The following is an 18513-nucleotide window of genomic DNA, read 5'->3' on the forward strand; positions in this document are numbered from 1 at the left end:
ACTATCTACTATTTCACATTCAATAATAATTAAGATATAAATAGATTATCGATGCAAGATATAAGATTAGATAATAAGGAGGAATAACGCCATGCAACCCTATATCAATCAACCAGATGGAGTCTTTCCCTCAGTTTGCTCTCTTGATTGTCCTGATCAATGCGGCTTACTTTTGCACAAAAAAGATGGGAAAATCATTAAGGTGCAAGGAGACCCTAACCATCCTGTTACTAAAGGAAATATTTGCAACAAAGTCCGAAACATGACAGCTCGCATATATGACCCCAAACGTCTTCAGCAGCCATTAAAGCGGATCGGCTCAAAAGGAGAAGGGAATTTTGTTCCAATCAGCTGGGAGGAAGCCATTGACACAATCACTTCAACATGGAAAAACTTAATTGAACAGCATGGCCCAGAAAGCATCCTTCCTTACAGCTTTTATGGAAACATGGGAAACCTCAGTGCAGAAGGAATGGATCGTCGGTTCTTTCATAAGCTCGGGGCAAGCAGACTTGAACGTTCCATTTGTAACGCGGCCGGTTCTGTTGGATATAACTATACGATGGGTGGTTCGTTCGGCATCGACCCGGAAGAAACGATTCAAACAAAGCTTTTTATCCTGTGGGGCATTAACGCTGTGAGCACAAATATGCACCAAGTAACAATTGCCCAGCAGGCCCGAAAAAACGGGGCAAAAGTTGTGGTCATTGACGTACATAAAAACCAAACTGGAAAGTGGGCCGATTGGTTCATTCCTATTCTGCCCGGAACAGATAGTGCTCTCGCTCTCGGTTTAATGCATATTTTATATGCTGAAAATCTAGTCGACCAACCTTTCTTAGATGAATACACTGTGGGCTCAGCTGAATTGTGCGAGCATGTCCGCCAATATGACCCTGCCACCGTCTCAGCGATTACTGGTGTTCCGATTGATGATCTATATGAGTTAGCACGAATGTACGGTAGCACGACTCCTTCATTCATTCGAATAGGCAACGGTCTGCAGCACCATGATAATGGCGGCATGGCCGTACGGACCATCGCCTGCCTTCCTGCACTTACCGGTCAATGGCTTTCGAAGGGCGGTGGCGCGATAAAGGGGAATTCAGGATACCTGGCTTTTAATACAAACGCCCTAAGACGTCCTGACCTTTTGAAGGATAAAACAACACGTATCATTAATATGAACCAAATCGGTCAAGCCCTTTTAGAAAAAGAAAACCCGATTCTTTCCTTATTTATATACAGTTCCAATCCAGCCCTTGTCGCTCCGAATGCGAATAAAGTGCAGGAAGGTCTGATGAGAGAAAATCTATTTACTGTGGTCCATGATTTATTCTTAACCGAAACGGCAATGTATGCTGACATCGTCCTGCCTGCTGCTTCATCTTATGAAACGGAGGATTTTTATAATTCATACTGGCATAATTACGTCCAAATACAAAAACCTGTAGTGGAAAAGTATGGAGAGTCGAAATCAAATGTCGAATTATTCAAACTGTTAGCCCGGGGTATGGGCTTTGAAGAACCAGCTTTTAGAGATTCAGAGGATGATATGATACGCCAGGCACTCAATTTTCCAGATAACCCGTATTTAGAAGGAATCACTTATGAATCCCTTTCAGAAAGTCAATTTGTCAAAGCCAAGATGAGTCCGCTGTTCCCGGGTAAACTGCAGACACCGAGCGGCAAAATCGAACTCTATTCTGAACAGATGAAGAAGCATGGATACGAACCGCTACCAACGTATATGCCAATCGTCAAAGACAGTGACCTGCCATTTTTATTCATACCAGCACCTAATCACAATTTCTTGAATTCAACTTTTTCCAATAACGAAAAACATATCTCTATGGAAAAAGAACCGAAACTACACATGAATACGGCAGATGCCCTAAAATTAGGAATAGATACAGGAGATATGGTCCGTATCTGGAACGAGCGCGGTGAATGTGTGCTAACTGCTGCTCCCGGGGAAAATGTGTTAGCCGGTGTTCTTGTCAGCCAAGGCTTATGGCAGAACACACCTGAAACAAAGCAACATATCAATGCCCTTACTCCAGACAGGGTGGCAGATATGGGAAATGGCGCCGTTTTCTTTTCAGGCCGGGTTGATCTTTTAAAACTGTGAAATTATAGTCGTATCGGATTTGATTGATTATCATGATTTATACTCATTACTGAAAAGTGTCTATTATTCATTTTATTTTGAGTGCATTTTTTAAAATATGTTCGATTTCTGGAGTTTATCTACGATTCTGGAGTTATATTTACGTTTCTAGAATTTCATTTCCACAAAAAGGCTGTTCCTTAAGGAACAGCCTTTTCATCTAGCTATTTTTACTCTTCATCAAACCATCCTGTTGGTTGAATATCCAAGTTGTTATTAATTTGCTTCACTTCTGTGTAAGCCTCGTATCCGAAAGTACCTAGCTCACGGCCATTTCCGCTTTGTTTGAAGCCACCCCAAGGAGCTTCGTTATATGTTGGGTGATAAGAATTTATCCACGTGATACCAGCACGTACTTTTTTGATTACACGGTACGCCTTAGCGATATCATTCGTAAACACCGCTCCAGCTAAACCATATTTCGTGTCATTGGCCAGTCGAAGAGCTTCTGCCTCGTCCTTGAACTTTTGAACAACAAGTACTGGTCCAAAAATTTCTTCCTGCACGATACGCATTTCAGGTGTTGTATCAACAAAAATCGTTGGTTCAACAAAGTACCCATTTTCCAAGCCCTCTCCTTTAATCCGGTTCCCACCAACGATTAATTTGGCTCCTTCTTCTTTTCCAATTTCGATATACGATAAAATTTTGTTCATATGGGCTTCAGAAACGACTGGTCCCATATGAGTTTTTTCATCAGAACCTGACCCCACTTTAATTTGTTTCGCTTTCGCGGTAAGACTTGCAATAAATTGATCATAAATGGACTCTTCCAAAAGTAATCGAGAGCCCGCTGAACATACTTGTCCTTGGTTACAGAATATCCCGAATAAAGCGTAATCAACAGCAGTCTCAAAGTCAGAGTCTGCAAATACGATATTAGGGGATTTCCCACCAAGCTCCAAAGTCACTTTTTTCAAATTCCCTAACGATGCTTCCATGATTTTACGGCCTGTTGCTGTTCCGCCTGTAAAGGCCACTTTATCGATTTCCTCATGTTCAGCAATGGCCTGTCCGACAACTGGTCCTGCCCCTAATACTAGGTTTGCGACACCTTTGGGTACTCCGACCTCTTCCAAGATTTCGAATAGTTTAACAGCCGTTACTGGTGTTACTTCTGATGGTTTGAAAACGACGGAATTTCCTGCAGCTAGCGCCGGAGCCAATTTCCAGGCTGACATCAACAAAGGGAAGTTCCAAGGAATGATTTGCCCGCAAACACCGATTGGTTCCCGGACGACCATTGCTTGCTGACCGTCAGGCACCTCATACGTCTGTCCTGTCGGTTTAGTAGCTAACCCTGCATAATATCTAAAACAGGCTGCTGCATCATCTATATCAAAACGAGCTTCGCGCAATGGTTTTCCATTATCCAACGTTTCCAAAGCAGCTAGTTCTTCAGCTTTTTCTTCTAATTTATCGGCAATTTTGAATAAAAGTCTGGCTCTCTCCACTGCCGGAGTTCCCCACCAGCCTCCTTCATAGAAAGCATATTTAGCTGCCTCAACCGCTGCATCTACATCCTTCTGTGTTCCTTCTGCAGCTGTAGCAATAACTTCTCCCGTAGCCGGATTCAATACATCCCTTTTTTCACCCGAAGTCGAACTCACCCATTCCCCATTGATAAACATCTTTAAGTCTAGTGCTTCCGTTCCTTCTTTTTGTGTGTTATTTTGTAAAGTTTCCTGCATTTTAATTCCTCCTCGGTTTTAAGTTATCTACCTATATACAAGATATAAGCAAGATTCATGCCAGTTTGGAATATTAGGTAAATCGCATTTTCTTTCTCTTCCCTGTCCCATATAAATTCAATCGTGAATTATCTATTCATTTTTGCATAATAACTTCAGTCAATCTTCTCTACTTTCGCCACAACCTCTTTATTTCTATTAAAAGAATCATAAAAAATATATGTAGAAGAAATATATTTTCTCAAAAATAAAGAGATGAGCAGCTGCTCATCTCCATACTTTTTCATTATTAATTCCGATTAAAAATGACCAGCTTCATTTCCGTCATTTCTTCAATCGCATACTTTAACCCTTCACGGCCCATCCCGCTTTTTTTGACTCCGCCATATGGCATGTTGTCGACGCGATATGTTGGGATATCATTTATGATAACGCCACCGACTTCCAGTTTTTCAGCTGCAGTAAGGGCCAAATTGATATTGTCTGTATAAACCCCTGCCTGCAAGCCAAATTCGGAATCATTGACCAAATCAATTGCTTCTTCAACCGACGACACCTTATTGATCAAAACAATAGGAGCAAAGACTTCCTGACAGGATACCTTAAGCTTCGCATCCACTTCCAGTAAGACAGTAGGATGCAGGATATTCCCTTCAGATTTACCTCCTGCTGCAACAACGGCACCGTACTGTTTTGCTTCACTGATCCAGTCCAGACTGCGTTCTACATCACCAGCGCTTATTAACGCTGAGACATCCACTGCCGGGTCCAAAGAATCGCCGAGTATTAGTCCCTTCGTTGCCTCAGAGAATTTTTCTACAAACTCGTCATACACCTCTTCATGAACATATGCTCGTTGTAAGGAAATACAGACTTGCCCTTGAAAAGCAAATGCTGCCGTTACACAGCGTGGGACAATCTTATCAATATCAATCCCTTTATCCACAATAACCGCTGCATTGGAACCAAGTTCAAGACTCACTTTCTTCAAGCCTGCCTTGTTACGGATACCGATTCCTACAGCAGGGCTTCCGGTGAATGAAATGCTCTTCACCCGTGAATCAGTCACTAATTTATCACCAATTACCGAACCGCTTCCCGTAATCAGATTAAACGCTCCATCAGGAAGATCTGTTTCTGCTAATAGCTCAGCTAACAATAGCGATGATAGTGGCGTTTGGCTCGCAGGTTTCAAGACAATCGGGTTTCCAGCAGCAATGGCTGGTCCGACTTTATGAGCTACCAGGTTCATCGGGAAATTAAAAGGAGTAATTGCACCCACTACGCCAATTGGCTCGCGTACGGTGTAACCAATTCTACCTTCCCCGTCAGCTGTCGCATCCATCGTTAATGTTTCTCCATGAATCCTCTTTGCTTCTTCTGCTGCAAATTTATATGTGGCAATCGTCCGAGAGACTTCTCCTATCGCTGTTTTAATCGGCTTCGCTGCCTCTTTAGCAATAATTTCAGCTGCCTCATCTTTACGGCTTTCCAAAAGAGTTGCAAGCTTTTCAAGAATGGCAGCCCGTTTATGACTTGGCAGAGCAGCCATTGCTTTTCTAGCTTGATAAGCTGAGTCTATCGCCAACTCAACCTCTTCAGGGGTAGCAGCCGGAATCTCCGCTAAAACCTCCCCGCTATAGGGAGACTTTAGTGTCGTGAACTTTTGGGCTTCTTGCCATTTTCCATTAATAAATAGTTTCTTTTTCAGAGTTTCCGTCATTACCATCCTTATCACCTCTTATAAAATTTCTTTTTCGACAGCTGTAAATGTTTCATCCAGGATTTCAATTATTCTTTCGACTTCTGATTTAGTTATGATTAAAGGTGGTGCAAACACGAGTGTATCTTGATCAAACGTAACAGACCGGCAAATTAAACCATTCTTCGCAGCTTCAGCCACAAGTCTTGGTGCTAGCTGTGTTTCAAAGCCTTCCCCGGTTTGTTTATCTTTGACAATAGAAATGCCTCCAATAAGACCAAGTGCTCTAACATCCCCAATAATCGGGTGTTTGCTTTGTAGCTTTTTAAAGCCCTCAAGCAATTCTACGCCACGCTGTTTCGAGTTTTCTATTAAGTTTTCGCGTTCAATAATTTCAATATTTTTCAAGGCGACAGCACAAGCCATTGGGTGCCCACTGTATGTGTATCCATGTAAAAGCGTGCCTTTAGACAGGGCTATAAAATCCTGATGCATCTTATCATTAAGGACCACGCCACCTAACTGGGCATATCCGCTCGACACACCTTTTGCAAAGCACATCATGTCTGGCACAACACCGAAGTGCTCAATTCCAAAATACGTACCTGTTCTTCCGAAGCCTGTAATGACTTCATCTGTTACCATTAAAATGCCGTATTCATTACAAATCTCTCTTACTTCCTTAAAATAGCCTTCAGGAGGTAGATTCACACCGCCAGCTCCTTGAATCGGTTCCGCGATAAATGCAGCAATCGTTTCTGGCCCTTCTTGTTCAATGACCTTACGCAACTCTTCAATGGAAGAACCATCTACATAACAAAAATCCGGAGCAATGGAATTCGTGAAGTCACGGAATGGTTTCAAGCCAGTTGCACTTGTCGCTCCCATAGCCACCCCATGATAAGATTTCGAGCGGGAAATAATCTTTTGACGATTAGGCTGGCCTTTTAAAATCCAGTAGTGACGAGCAAGTTTAATTGCCGTATCATTTGATTCCGATCCACCTGAAGTGAAGAAAACTGCATTCAAATCCCCAGGCGCAATAGAAGCAATTTTAGCCGCTAAACGAATAGCCGGCTCATTGCTGAAGGTAGCAAAACTTGAAGTAAACGCCAACTTTGCCATCTGTTCTTTCGCCACTTCAGCCAACTCTTCTTGTCCATGCCCAATATTCACATTCCAAAGTGAGGCCATGCCATCAATGACAGTTCTACCCGTGATGTCCGTAAGATATATTCCTTTACCTTCTGTAAAAATGAAACTTGGACCATCCGCCTGCTGTTGTGCAATTGCTGTAGTCGGATGAATAAAATGCTTTTTATCCAAATCGATTAATTCCTGAATCCCCGTCTTCTCTTTAATCATCTAAAAAACACCCTTCTCACTTAATAGATTTTTTTATCATTTGCTATACGTATTTATATAGCAAGATGCATGCCAAAGTATATGAGCTTTATATAATAGTATTCAAAGAGAAAATGATTCATAAATAAATCAAAAATAGCGCATATTGATTCGAATATAAATCAATCGATTCATATTCAAATCAAACATATTTAAATTTCCATTTATCAACAAAAATTAATACTTTTTTACTAATATTGTCGTTTTTTGTATTTAATTTCTTAATGATGTTACATAACCTGACATAAATTATTGAATTTTCTAAAAATTTGTATTATTATCATGGTAATAACATTTGCATTTCCCTTTTGAGCCCTCGGTTAATCTAAAATGAAAGAAGTTGATATAAATGCAGGTAGGCTTTGAACTGTATCAAAAGCAAACTTTGAAGTTAGCTTTGACCCCTGAATTACAGCAATCGATCAATATTCTACAATATTCTGCACATGAACTTATAGATTTTTTACACCAACAGGCTAACGAAAATCCTGTTCTCGAAATAACCGAAACATTTAAAGACCCTCTCGCCTCTCTCTCTGAATCCGGTATACGTACAAATAAAATAAACACTCAGGCAGGAGGATCTTCGGCTATAAGTAAAGGATTCAATGGAGACAGTGATTATAACCCGATCAATAATTATTCAGTAAAAACAGAAACACTAGAAAATCATTTACTAGAACAAGTGAGTATGCTGAAATTCTTGAAACCTCTTGAAAGAAAGATCCTCGCATTTTTAATTGGAAACTTAAGCGAATATGGATTTCTTGAAGTGGATGCAGTTTGGGCAGCCTCTCTTTTTTCCGTGTCTATAGAAGAAATTGAAGACATGATTCAAGTTCTGCAATCCCTTGACCCCATCGGAGTGGGTGCCAGAGATTTGACTGATTGTTTACTCATTCAGCTGCGTGAGCATGAGCATTATAATGAATTGGCGTACACTATTATAGATAAGCACTTAACAGATTTAGCTGAAAAGCGCTACAAGAAAATAGCCAACCTTTACAAAGTAACTATTCAGGAAGTCCAAGAGGCATCAGATTTTATCCGCACGTTAAATCCCCGTCCCGTCAGTCATTTTTCTAACGATATGACTCATTACATCGTTCCGGACGTATTCGTAGAAAAAGAAAAGGATGGCTATCTGATTACGGTTAACGATAGTTTCGCACCTAAACTATCAATCAATCATTACTATACGAATATATTAGCGACTAAGCCGGGCGATCCAGCTAAAGATTACGTCAAAAATCACTTAAATGATGCTCAATTACTGATTAAAGGTCTTGAACAAAGGCAAATGACCCTTTACAAAGTGACAGCAACAATTGTAGAGGAACAACAGGATTTTTTCTTGAAAGGGATTGCTGGATTAAAACCTATGACACTGAAAGATATATCCGAAAAACTCCAGCTTCATGAATCAACAATCAGCAGGGCCACGAGCAATAAATATATCCAAACGCCGCAAGGCCTCTTCAAATTAAGGAACTTCTTTACTAGAGGCTTAAACCGAGTGAACAGCCAAGAAACCGAATCCACTATTACCATCAAAGAAAAAATAAAAGTCTTGATCGCCGATGAAGATAAAATAAAGCCTTTTTCTGACCAAAAGATTTGTCAAATATTTGAAAATGAAGGGACCAAAATATCCCGTCGGACCATCGCAAAATACCGTGAAGACCTCGGTATACCTGGATCTTCTAAACGCCGGAGATTTTGAAATAAAAAAACTAGCTGTGTAAAAGTACAGCTAGTTTTTTTCTCTTTATAGTTAAACTTTAACATCGGGAAACGGCATCACTAGTTTGAACGACTTCCCATTTATCGTCTTCTCCTCTGACTTTACCCTGACCGATACAATCAAAAGCAACTGAAGAACGACAGCCCGATGATACCCTATCACACCAAACCTCTCCACATGCCTACACTCAATATGCGTAGTGGATTGTAATTCGAGAGAGGATAAGATTGGAGTCAAATTTGTTCACTGTTTTTCCTGTTTTTATTATTAAAAGTATAAAGCTGCATCACCAAATTTTCTCCTCACTAGCATGAATGAAGGTACAAAGAGTTTTATTTTTTACCCCACTTATCTTCAAAAATAAGATCATCCTTAGACCGTCTCTTTTCCCAGTTAGCTAATTCAAGAATAGGTTTATCCGGGTATTGATCAGTATAGCCAACCGACATTAGTGCGATAGGCTCGACGTGCGGCGGTATATCCAAAATATCACGGATATCATTTTTCTTGTAAAAGCTGACCCACCCCATTGCTAATCCCTCGGCACAGGCAGCTAGCCACATATTCTGAATCGCACAGGCAGTGGATAGAATATCGGTTTCTGGAATCGAGTTCCTCCCCAACACATGGGAACCTCCCCGTGTCGGATCACAGGTTACACAGATGGTATATGGTGCTTCTTTTAACCCTTCAACTTTCAAACTAAGAAATTTATTTTCTTTTCCGCCTTCATAATGAATTGCGAGCGCTCTTCTCTCTTTATCGGCTGCCCAGGCCAAGCGGTTTTTGATTTCCTGAGATGAAACAACAATAAAACTCCAAGGTTGCATAAATCCTACAGATGGGGCATGGTGTGCCGCATCCAAAATTCTTTGCAGTATTTCCTTTGAAATGGGATCGGGTAAAAAACTCCTGATATCCCTTCGGTTATAAATAGCTTTATATACGGCTGCTTGTTCGTCATTAGTAAACATAGTTCTCCCCCAATGTTTCCGGCTTCTCAGAAATTTATCTAAAAATTCAATATAAATGTTACAGGTAAACCATTACAATTAAAAGTAACTTCGACACAGAAAAGGAATGATGGGAATAAAGCTGAAAAAGAATGTCCTTCTTATCGTTGTCGATATCCAAAAGGCATTCGATGATCCTAATTAAGGCAGGCACAATAATCCTCAGGCAGAATTTAATATTACCCGGTCCATTCAAGCATGGCGGGAGTCTAATCGGCAGGTAATTTATATACTGTACTTATCTGAATCAAAGGATTCCCTCTTTTATCCCGAGAATGAAACAAGCCGGTTTAAAGCGTTCAGTCAATCAAAGTCAACTGAATGGATTCTCACAAAATATGTGAATAGTGCGTTTATCGCTACCAATCTTGAGAAGATTTTAAGAGAAGAGGCTTGTCCCCAGGTTGTCATTACTGGATTAACGACCAATCATTGCGTAGAGACCACCACCCGGATGTCCGGTAACCTCGGATTCATTCCTATCTTAGGATAAGATGCGACCGCTACATTTGAGCGGATAGGCCCTGATGGAATGTGCTATAGCGCAGAATTGATTACCAGATTTCCTTGGCAAATCTGCATAATGAAATTCACTGAAATTATGCAGACATAGAGCCTTATTCATAGTCTATGATGATTGGAGATGAGAAGTACCTGTGAAACATGTACAATGGAGAACAGCACAGGCACTCGCCTATATTCTTGAGTCCATGAATATACCTTTTGCGATGAGCGTACTGAAAAACAAATTACATCTGCCCCAATTGCAATGGGGCATTAGTGAAAGGCAGGACAAAGAGTCTGAATTCATCTGGTTCCGTCCACCACAAGATTCACTCTTTCTTGCGGCCTATGTGTGTCAACATAGAGATCTTCATACACCATCCAGTTATCCTCCCACATCGGACGCGCTTCTTCACCATCACGCTCAAGTCCCCGTTCCAAACGCTGATTTCGGGGACATTCTACCCAGATTGTGAAATCATAAAGTTCAGCTAGTTCCTTACGAGTGGAATACGTTCCTTCAATAATAACAAGGCCTTCAGCAGGAATAGTATGCCATTCGCCCATTGCGTCCGTTTCCCAATCATACCGTTGATATTTCGCTTCACCCCTCCAGTTAAGCGGTTGGAGAACCTGACCAAAAACCCGTTGCCAATCATAGTCCGCACCAATTTGCTTTTTGGAGGGAGGCAGTTGGATTCTCTGTGATGACGGCAAATAAAAATCATCCATATGAACAACCGTGCTACCCGGACATTCTGATTGAATACGGGCCGCGAGCGTACTTTTTCCGGATCCTCCGCGACCATCTATGGCGATTAAATATGGAGATTGTTTTTTGGATAACGTATGAATGTTAGCTATAAGACTCTGAATCGTATAAGGTCCTTGAAGTGTTGGAAAGTTCATAAAACATTCCTCCTATACTACTTATTTCTATCCTCCCTCCCTTATATTCCTTCCTTGAGAGGATAAAAAATCTAAGAAGAAGGTGCAACTATTGAATAAAATCCAATTTGCCGCCATTTTCGATATGGACGGCACCTTGTTTCAAACAAATAAGATATTAGGTCCTTCACTTGAACGAACGTTTGAAATCCTTCGATCAGAAGGGAGCTGGACAGGAGATACCCCGCTTGCCACGTACCAAAGGATTATGGGCGTCCCATTAACTGTCGTTTGGGAAACCTTATTGCCAAAGCATCCCGAGCATATTCGCCGTCAGGCGGACCAACTTTTTTTAGAATGTTTGAATCAAGAAATCAAAGAAGGAAAAGGTCAGCTTTTTCCTCACGTTTTGGAGACCTTGTCAACGATCAAACAGCTTGGAATTTCCATTTTCATTGCTAGCAACGGTCTTGAAAAATACTTGGAAGAAATCTGTTCATATTTTGGGCTAAATGAATATGTTACGGACATATACAGTGTGGAAAGGTCTTCGAAAGGCTCGAAGACCGACTTAGTGCGAATGCTATTGAAAGACTATCAAATCGAGAAAGCCATCCTGATTGGTGACCGAAAATCCGACATCGAAGCAGCAAAGGAAAATGGCTTAGTGGCTGTAGGCTGTCAATTCGGATTTGCCGCTGAAAATGAATTGAAAGATGCAGATATACTCATCGCTGATTTTCTAGAACTACAAACTTACATTTCTAAGGGATACTAAAGACCACTTTCTAACAAGTTTTCCTGATCTGCCAGCATCACGGCTATCTTATCCTGTATGGCCGTGATGCCTTTTTCTTCTACAAAGTTATTCAAGAGAATGGAAAAGATGATTTTTTCCCCTCTTTTGGTCGTCACATAACCAGATAAGGAGCTCGTCCCTGAAATTGTCCCTGTTTTTGCGCGAACGTTCCCAGTTGCATTAGTCTTTTTCATCCTCTTTCTTAGCGTTCCGCCAACCATTCGTTCTTCAACCCCTGCAACTGGCAATGCATTTAAGTATGCAGGAAACCATGTTTTTTCCTGAACGGCATATAGCAAACTCGTGATTTCATTTGCAGGGATCATATTGACTTGGGAAATGCCGGATCCATCACGCATCTTAATCGTATGCATATCGAGGCCCAATAACGTCAACTGGTTTTTTGCCACTTTCAATCCATCTTCCCAGCTTCCATCTCCATTTGCCGCTTTACCCATTTCTTTTACCAAAACCTCGGCATGGCTGTTATTGCTCAACTTCATGAAAGGAATAAGAAGTTGTGAAAGCGGCATTGATTCATGAGTGGCAATCATCCTTGCATCTACTGGCGTTTTACCTTGCTTCTTTTCACCGACCACTTTGATTCCTTGTTTCTTCATTGATTTTTCAAATAGGTTTAGTGCATACTCTGTAGGATCTGTCACCGAAAACCACTCTTTCATCTGCCCAGCATGTTCCGGAATGGTCCCAGTTACCGTTATAACATTTTTGCCATGAAACCTTTCGACATCGATTTTCTTCTTTCCATCCGCTGCTACGGTTTTTGTTTTGTTTATGATTTCCACATACTCCGTTTCCGGTTTCATCTTCACTGTTGCCTTTTTACCAGCTTTCTTACCTGGAGATACCTCCACGAGAATTGTCCCGGTATCATAGTCTTCATTCGGGGAAGCGGTTAATGCTGAAACAGCAGCTCCGTAGTATTCGTACTCATCACTCCAAACTAAGTCCTTGGAATAACGAACATCATCATACCAGGTGTCATCCCCAATGAGATTTCCATGGACGATTTGGATTTGATTTTGCTTCAGTGAAGCTGCCAACTCATCAAAGTCCTTTTCTAATAAAGTAGGATCTCCTTTTCCTTTCAGATACACATCCCCCTGCAAAACATGGTCGACCTGCAATCCTTTTATGTACAGTTCTGTTTGAAAAACATAATCATCACCTAATGTTTCAAGTGCTGCCGCAGCAGTCAAAAGCTTTAGATTCGAGGCAGGCCGCAGTCTCGTTTGCGAACCGCGTTCATAAATCAATTCTCCCGTTTCTGCTGAACGAATGGAAATTCCCACTAAGGCACCTGCCAATGCTGGAGACTCATTCAAAATCCGCTGAATTTGCTGACCTAGAATTCCCTCTTCATTCGACGCCTGCATCGATTCTCCATTAAAAAAGCAAATCAAAAACAGGAAGAATATAAAACTCAACTTCCTTTTATATGACAAACATACCACTCCTACTCTGAAAAAAACTCATCCCTACTATCTTGTCCATTTTATGGTCAGATAAATAGTGAAGATTCACTTGAAAGTTTCCCCTAATACATACACAAGAAATCCTCAATTATTCAAGCGGTGTTTCAGCTAACAAATCTAGACTTTTATCAATAAACGGCCCCCATACCTAATAGGGCTCTTTTTCATCCCTTTAGATGATATTTAGGGAACTTTTCTGAAAGTTTATTCGTATTAGTATTAAGACACAGTAAGGAGTGAACATATGTATTCAATGATTCAACCGCCCACGAAGAAAATTTCCAAAGAATCCGTTAAAGTTTGGCGGATGACTGAAACCATTACCAATCTTGTAATCCTCGCCGTCCTTAGCATTCTATTGTATGTCGATAATTATTTTGCTTGGAAAGAATGGATTGGATGGACTATAACCGGCCTTATCGTATTACTATTTTTTCATGCAATATGGTCCATCTTTATTGAACCAATCCTTTTGCAAAAGTATTGGCGTTACGACGTGAGCGAAGAATTCATTCAAACAAAACAAGGAGCATGGAAGGAAACTCACGAACTCATTCCGATGACGAAAGTACAATCAGTCAAGTTGAACCAAGGTCCACTTTTGCGGAAATATAATCTTTATTCGATAAGTATCGGGACAATGGGTGCTTCCCATGACATACCTGCCATTTCAGAGAAAGAAGCGTATGAACTACGAGATAAAATTGCCCATTTCGCAAAAATTAAGGAAGTGGATTAACAATGGAAGAACATGCAAAACGGTTACACCCGTTCAAAATCCCTTTCGAATTAGGGAAAGTAATGAAAGGGAACTTGTTTTTTATTATCATGCTTTATGTACTAAACTTCGGTACTGAAAAGACATATATGAAGGTGCTCCAAATCGGGTTTCTAGTTTACTTGGTATGGCGAGTTATTTCAGTTATCCTTCAATGGTATACATATAAATACCAAATTAAAGAAGGAACCGTTCATATTACATCAGGGCTTATCTCCAAGTCGTTTCGAACAGTTCCGTTTCTTAAAGTACAAAACGTACAGCGACGTACAACTCTATTCCACAAACTTTTCAACTTAACTTCATTAACATTTGAAACCGGGATGACTGATGATCAAGGTTCTGTACCATTTGAGGTTATTTCTCAAAAAGAGGCCCAACGACTTGAACAGGAATTATCGTTAATACAAGAACTTTCTGTTATCGAAGTCGCTGGTACTGAAGAGGATATCCTGGAAATTGTTGAATCGGTTTCTGAAAAGACGATTCATTTTACACCTACCAAACAGGATGTGCTGAAAGCCTCCTTTACATCACTCAGCTTCCTGGCGCTTATTCCGATTGTCGCTACTATTTATAATACACTCGATGATTTTTTCAATATGGAAAATGCCGAAGGGTTGCTTGCAACGTTATTAGATACATGGTGGATTGTAACCATAGCTCTCATCGGCATTATTTGTATAGCCGTTGCATTCGGAATTATTTCCACGTTCGTTAAATATGGGAAGTATGAAATATCATCAGACCATGAACGCGTGTATATTAAGAAAGGTGTACTTGACGAATCTGCTTTTTCGATTCAGAAAGAAAAAGTACAAGCAGTCGAGATCACCCAATCACTCATTAAAAGAATGCTTGGTTTAGCGGAAGTAAAACTGATAAGCGCAGGAAGTACAGGCGATAAAGAACTAGAAACAAATACTCTCTATCCGTTTTTATCGGTTGACCGTGCGTATGCGATGATAGAAGAGATTTTACCTACTTACAAAGTGGAACGTTCGATGGAACGCTTATCGAAACAAGCGTTCAAAGTACGAATGTTGCGGCCCAGCTTTTTCTGGATCATTACGACCGTGGCAATCTATTATTTTAAACCGGCCATATGGTATGTATCAGTGATTTTACTCGTCCTTATTTACACATTGCGAATATTAGATTACAAAAATAGTCGTTATTTGTTAAATAACGAGATTATTCAGTTCAAATCAGGAAGCTTAGAAACGTCACTGTTTATTACAAAAAGAAGCAAAGTCATTCAAATTGAAGTAGAACGCTCGAAATTACAAAAACTCTTCGGGCTTGCCTCAATTGAAACTGTTAACCGCTCCAAACCAGTGCATCATACAAAGCTTCAAGACGTATCAGTTGAATATGCTGACGAGTTTTACACATGGTATACTTGCCGAACGCAAAATATTCAAGTCGAATAAGGTTAAAAAACGGAAGAGTTGACTATGACAGTCAGCTCTTTTTTTATTTCATCTATATTCCCCCCTCTCTTCCATCTGTAATCTGCTCTGATAAAGATACCTAACAACATTATTAATAGTTACAAGAATATTCCAACTAAAAGCTTCAAAAAAGTAAAAACATGCCGAAATATCTATTGAAACCATTTTAAAAATTTGAAGTACTTAAGGAGCATCTCCCACATGAAAAGACTAACAGAATGGTATTTTAATTCTCTAAAAAAACAAATTTTAATTCCTTTTTTAGCTTTGATCATGATTAGTGGATTGGTCATTTCTTATAATAGCTATAATAATAGTGTTGATTTGAGGACCCAGGAACTAACGGTATCGACGAAAGAGCAAGTAAAATCAATAAATAATTCTTTCGAGATTTTCTTTCAAAAAACGGAAGATCATTTAGATAGAATAAGCAAGTATCCCATCATGAATTCTTTTAATAAGGACCCTGAATCTATAATGGCTGAGTTTTCTACGACACATTCCAGCAATGAGGAAATAAATGGATTGTACATAGCCACCGAGAAGGAAGGAAAAACCTTAATATTCCCTAAAACTGTTTTACCAGTTAACTTTGATCCAAGACAAAGAGATTGGTATCAAGCTGCATTGAAAGAAAAAAATAAAATTATTTGGACGGAACCATATACCGATAAAGCAACGAACACACTTGTCATTACCGCAGCCAAAGCCGTTTATGATGGAGATAAATTGATTGGTGTGCTCGGTGTCGACATTTCGATTGATACTTTAATCACGATGGTTAATCAAACGGAATTGGGTGAAACTGGTTATACCGTTTTATTAGATAAGAAAGGATCATTCGTTACGCATCCAGATAAAAAGAAAATCCAACAGGATATTTCAGAAGAAAATATTTTCAAAAAAATGAATAGCGAATCTGGAACAATGATTGAGGAATATGAAGGACAAAGCCGAATCATCAGTTATGTATCCAACCCTAAAACGGGATGGAAAATTGCAGGTGTAATAGATGAAAATGATGTGAAATTACGTGCCAATTCGATGATAATCGACAATATCATCACACTGATAATCGTCTTTACCATCACTGCCGTTTCTGCAATCTTCATCACTCGATCTTTAACAAAACCTATAAATAGGCTGCAAGAATCCATTCGAAAAATGACTGATGGTGATTTCACTTCCACTAATTCCATTTGGAGGAAAGATGAGATTGGGCAGCTTACAGAATACACAAACATAATGACCCGGAATATGAGTCACATGCTGGAAAAAGTTAATAACCTCTCCCATAAAGTAGCTGACTCCTCTATGACGCTCGTCGCCAGTGTAGATGAGAATTCTGCTTCGGCAAACGAAGTAGCTTTGACGATGGAGCAAATTGCGGCGGGGGCCATAGACCAAATTGAAATCGGTCAGAATAATGAAAATGCTGTAAAGCTTTTGGCTGATAAAATCCATGACCTTGAGACACGTACGAGCAAAATGTCCATGGAATCCGATAATATGTTCAAGGCTTCGGAAGATGGAATCGTTCAAGTCCAAAACCTAAAACAGCAATTCAATGAAACGACCCTGATTTCCAATAATATGAGCGAGGCGGTTAAATCATTGGATGTACGTTCCCGTGATATTAGCGATATTGTAAAGACCATTAGCGGAATTGCGGGGCAAACTAATTTACTCGCTTTGAATGCAGCTATAGAGGCAGCAAGAGCTGGTGAGCATGGAAAGGGTTTTGCAGTGGTTGCTGATGAAGTTAAGAAATTGGCCGAGCAAACGGAGCAATCTCTTAAGGAAATCTCGAAAATCATTCATGCCATGCAAACTGATACAACGAATACGGTTAATTTAATTGACCAAGTCAATCAAAAAATCCATCACCAGGATACTTTTGTAACCGATACAGAAAACGCCTTTAGTCACATAGCAAAGATAATTGCGAACACATTCAGCAATTTTGACGAAATTAAAATGATGATGAACGAGATGGTTGCTCAGGTCTCACAGATGTCTAGTAATGCAGAGCATTTAAACTCAATCAGTCAGGAAACGGCTGCCGGTACTGAAGAAGTAACTGCTTCTGTCGAAGAAACGAATGCCTCAATGGAGCAATTAAATGCCCTTGCTAATGAATTAGATACCCTATCCCAGGAAATGCACAACGAAATAAAAAAATTCACATTCTAACAAAAAAGGGACGGACCCTAAGGATCCGTCCCTTTTTATCCAAATCTATTAAAGCGGTCTACTTTTAGTAAGCGTTTCATCCGTTTCTGTAATACCTGAGTAGGAAGAATGGGCTTTTCTCGCATCTGCATCAACTAACACAAGTAGCTTGCCATTCTTCACATCTGTTTCATATCGATTTGCCTCTTCTTCAGGTATACCTAGACCAATTAATGTGCCGGCCAGGCCGCCTGTACCAGCTCCCACGGCTGCACCAGCCAATGTAGCAGCGAGTGGTCCAGCCGCTAATACAGGTCCAATTCCAGGAATCGCTAACGCCCCTACTCCTGCTAATAAACCAGCTGCACCGCCCAAGATGCCTCCGGTCGCTGCACCAGCAGCAAGTCCTTCTTCAACTTTTGTACCCGTTTCTTCATTCACTGTCCTTAATTCTTCTTTATCTTTCGCTACGACTGAAATATCTTCACGATTATATCCTTGAGCTTGCAAAGCCTCAACTGCCTTAATGGCCTCTTCTCCAGTTTCATATACACCAATTATACGTTTATCCATATCTATCATCCTCCTTAAAGAATGTAAATTGTCGCTCCCCCTTTACATACCCTGAGAAATGAAAAGAATAAACGTTTTTTAATAGGAAAATATTTTTGATTTAACCCTTTCTTAATAAGGGTATA

General features: G+C 40.2%; 16 protein-coding genes. 7 read left to right on the forward strand and 9 right to left on the reverse strand.

Features of this window, described 5'->3' with window-relative positions; translation table 11 throughout:
- The first annotated feature begins 91 nt into the window (after positions 1-91).
- Positions 92-2131 (forward strand): molybdopterin oxidoreductase family protein, encoded by a 2040-nt coding sequence (locus tag JFV29_RS10495; protein WP_201183062.1) that lies wholly within the window; start codon positions 92-94, stop codon positions 2129-2131.
- 209 nt (positions 2132-2340) lie between these two features.
- Here the strand turns inward: JFV29_RS10495 and JFV29_RS10500 are convergent, their stop codons facing one another.
- The 4 genes from JFV29_RS10500 to JFV29_RS10510 form a co-directional block, all read right to left on the reverse strand.
- Positions 2341-3861 (reverse strand): aldehyde dehydrogenase family protein, encoded by a 1521-nt coding sequence (locus JFV29_RS10500; RefSeq protein ID WP_056522546.1) that lies wholly within the window; start codon positions 3859-3861, stop codon positions 2341-2343.
- Positions 3862-4016: 155 nt separating this feature from the next.
- A complete protein-coding gene (locus JFV29_RS30990; protein WP_274606922.1) occupies positions 4017-4148 on the reverse strand; it encodes a hypothetical protein in 132 nt (43 codons plus the stop codon).
- 2 nt (positions 4149-4150) lie between these two features.
- On the reverse strand, positions 4151-5584 hold the full coding sequence (locus JFV29_RS10505; protein ID WP_201183514.1) for an aldehyde dehydrogenase family protein: 1434 nt from the start codon (positions 5582-5584) through the stop codon (positions 4151-4153).
- Between the two features lie 18 nt (positions 5585-5602).
- Positions 5603-6928: an aminotransferase family protein gene (locus JFV29_RS10510; RefSeq protein ID WP_201183064.1), complete on the reverse strand. Its 1326-nt coding sequence runs from the start codon at positions 6926-6928 to the stop codon at positions 5603-5605.
- Positions 6929-7316: 388 nt separating this feature from the next.
- On the opposite strand from JFV29_RS10510, the gene rpoN reads away from it, so the two are divergent.
- Positions 7317-8690 carry an RNA polymerase factor sigma-54 gene (gene rpoN / locus JFV29_RS10515; RefSeq protein WP_201183066.1) on the forward strand — a complete coding sequence of 458 codons (1374 nt, stop codon included), beginning with the start codon at positions 7317-7319 and terminating at the stop codon, positions 8688-8690.
- A 51-nt stretch (positions 8691-8741) separates the two neighbouring features.
- Here rpoN and JFV29_RS30995 read toward each other — a convergent pair whose 3' ends face one another.
- A complete protein-coding gene (locus tag JFV29_RS30995) occupies positions 8742-8873 on the reverse strand; it encodes a hypothetical protein (RefSeq protein ID WP_274606923.1) in 132 nt (43 codons plus the stop codon).
- A 170-nt stretch (positions 8874-9043) separates the two neighbouring features.
- Positions 9044-9685, reverse strand: coding sequence for a 5,6-dimethylbenzimidazole synthase (gene bluB, locus JFV29_RS10520; RefSeq protein ID WP_053344332.1), 642 nt, complete (start codon positions 9683-9685; stop codon positions 9044-9046).
- A 271-nt stretch (positions 9686-9956) separates the two neighbouring features.
- Between bluB and JFV29_RS10525 the strand changes: the two genes are divergently transcribed.
- The gene (locus JFV29_RS10525) at positions 9957-10217 is read left to right on the forward strand and encodes an isochorismatase family protein (protein ID WP_242486167.1); all 261 of its coding nucleotides are present in this window, start codon (positions 9957-9959) and stop codon (positions 10215-10217) included.
- Between the two features lie 314 nt (positions 10218-10531).
- Here the strand turns inward: JFV29_RS10525 and JFV29_RS10530 are convergent, their stop codons facing one another.
- Positions 10532-11137 carry a uridine kinase family protein gene (locus JFV29_RS10530; RefSeq protein WP_201183068.1) on the reverse strand — a complete coding sequence of 202 codons (606 nt, stop codon included), beginning with the start codon at positions 11135-11137 and terminating at the stop codon, positions 10532-10534.
- Positions 11138-11237: 100 nt separating this feature from the next.
- Between JFV29_RS10530 and JFV29_RS10535 the strand changes: the two genes are divergently transcribed.
- Positions 11238-11894 (forward strand): HAD hydrolase-like protein, encoded by a 657-nt coding sequence (locus JFV29_RS10535; RefSeq protein ID WP_201183518.1) that lies wholly within the window; start codon positions 11238-11240, stop codon positions 11892-11894.
- Here JFV29_RS10535 and dacB read toward each other — a convergent pair.
- Complete coding sequence (gene dacB / locus JFV29_RS10540) at positions 11891-13312, reverse strand: D-alanyl-D-alanine carboxypeptidase/D-alanyl-D-alanine endopeptidase (RefSeq protein WP_201183520.1); 1422 nt, start codon at positions 13310-13312, stop codon at positions 11891-11893. The genes JFV29_RS10535 and dacB overlap by 4 nt on opposite strands.
- A gap of 343 nt (positions 13313-13655) precedes the next feature.
- Between dacB and JFV29_RS10545 the strand changes: the two genes are divergently transcribed.
- The 3 genes from JFV29_RS10545 (at position 13656) to JFV29_RS10555 (ending at position 17836) form a co-directional block, all read left to right on the forward strand.
- On the forward strand, positions 13656-14150 hold the full coding sequence (locus JFV29_RS10545) for a PH domain-containing protein (protein WP_201183075.1): 495 nt from the start codon (positions 13656-13658) through the stop codon (positions 14148-14150).
- Between the two features lie 2 nt (positions 14151-14152).
- Positions 14153-15622 (forward strand): PH domain-containing protein, encoded by a 1470-nt coding sequence (locus JFV29_RS10550; RefSeq protein ID WP_201183084.1) that lies wholly within the window; start codon positions 14153-14155, stop codon positions 15620-15622.
- A 222-nt stretch (positions 15623-15844) separates the two neighbouring features.
- Complete coding sequence (locus tag JFV29_RS10555) at positions 15845-17836, forward strand: methyl-accepting chemotaxis protein (RefSeq protein WP_201183086.1); 1992 nt, start codon at positions 15845-15847, stop codon at positions 17834-17836.
- A 48-nt stretch (positions 17837-17884) separates the two neighbouring features.
- On the opposite strand, the gene JFV29_RS10560 is transcribed toward JFV29_RS10555, so the two are convergent.
- Positions 17885-18388, reverse strand: coding sequence for a general stress protein (locus JFV29_RS10560; protein WP_098176950.1), 504 nt, complete (start codon positions 18386-18388; stop codon positions 17885-17887).
- Between the last annotated feature and the right edge of the window lie 125 nt (positions 18389-18513).

This window comes from Peribacillus sp. TH16 (assembly GCF_016651095.1).
GTDB classification, from domain to species: Bacteria; Bacillota; Bacilli; order Bacillales; family DSM-1321; genus Peribacillus; species Peribacillus butanolivorans.

Bases quoted from the DNA above. Each gene is read 5' to 3' on its own strand.
- JFV29_RS10495 (WP_201183062.1), top strand. From the start codon at position 92: ATGCAACCCTATATCAATCAACCAGATGGAGTCTTTCCCTCAGTTTGC.
- JFV29_RS10500 (WP_056522546.1), bottom strand. From the start codon at position 3,861: ATGCAGGAAACTTTACAAAATAACACACAAAAAGAAGGAACGGAAGCA.
- JFV29_RS30990 (WP_274606922.1), bottom strand. From the start codon at position 4,148: ATGAAAAAGTATGGAGATGAGCAGCTGCTCATCTCTTTATTTTTGAGA.
- JFV29_RS10505 (WP_201183514.1), bottom strand. From the start codon at position 5,584: ATGACGGAAACTCTGAAAAAGAAACTATTTATTAATGGAAAATGGCAA.
- JFV29_RS10510 (WP_201183064.1), bottom strand. From the start codon at position 6,928: ATGATTAAAGAGAAGACGGGGATTCAGGAATTAATCGATTTGGATAAA.
- rpoN (WP_201183066.1), top strand. From the start codon at position 7,317: ATGCAGGTAGGCTTTGAACTGTATCAAAAGCAAACTTTGAAGTTAGCT.
- bluB (WP_053344332.1), bottom strand. From the start codon at position 9,685: ATGTTTACTAATGACGAACAAGCAGCCGTATATAAAGCTATTTATAAC.
- JFV29_RS10530 (WP_201183068.1), bottom strand. From the start codon at position 11,137: ATGAACTTTCCAACACTTCAAGGACCTTATACGATTCAGAGTCTTATA.
- dacB (WP_201183520.1), bottom strand. From the start codon at position 13,312: ATGCAGGCGTCGAATGAAGAGGGAATTCTAGGTCAGCAAATTCAGCGG.
- JFV29_RS10545 (WP_201183075.1), top strand. From the start codon at position 13,656: ATGTATTCAATGATTCAACCGCCCACGAAGAAAATTTCCAAAGAATCC.
- JFV29_RS10550 (WP_201183084.1), top strand. From the start codon at position 14,153: ATGGAAGAACATGCAAAACGGTTACACCCGTTCAAAATCCCTTTCGAA.
- JFV29_RS10555 (WP_201183086.1), top strand. From the start codon at position 15,845: ATGAAAAGACTAACAGAATGGTATTTTAATTCTCTAAAAAAACAAATT.
- JFV29_RS10560 (WP_098176950.1), bottom strand. From the start codon at position 18,388: ATGGATAAACGTATAATTGGTGTATATGAAACTGGAGAAGAGGCCATT.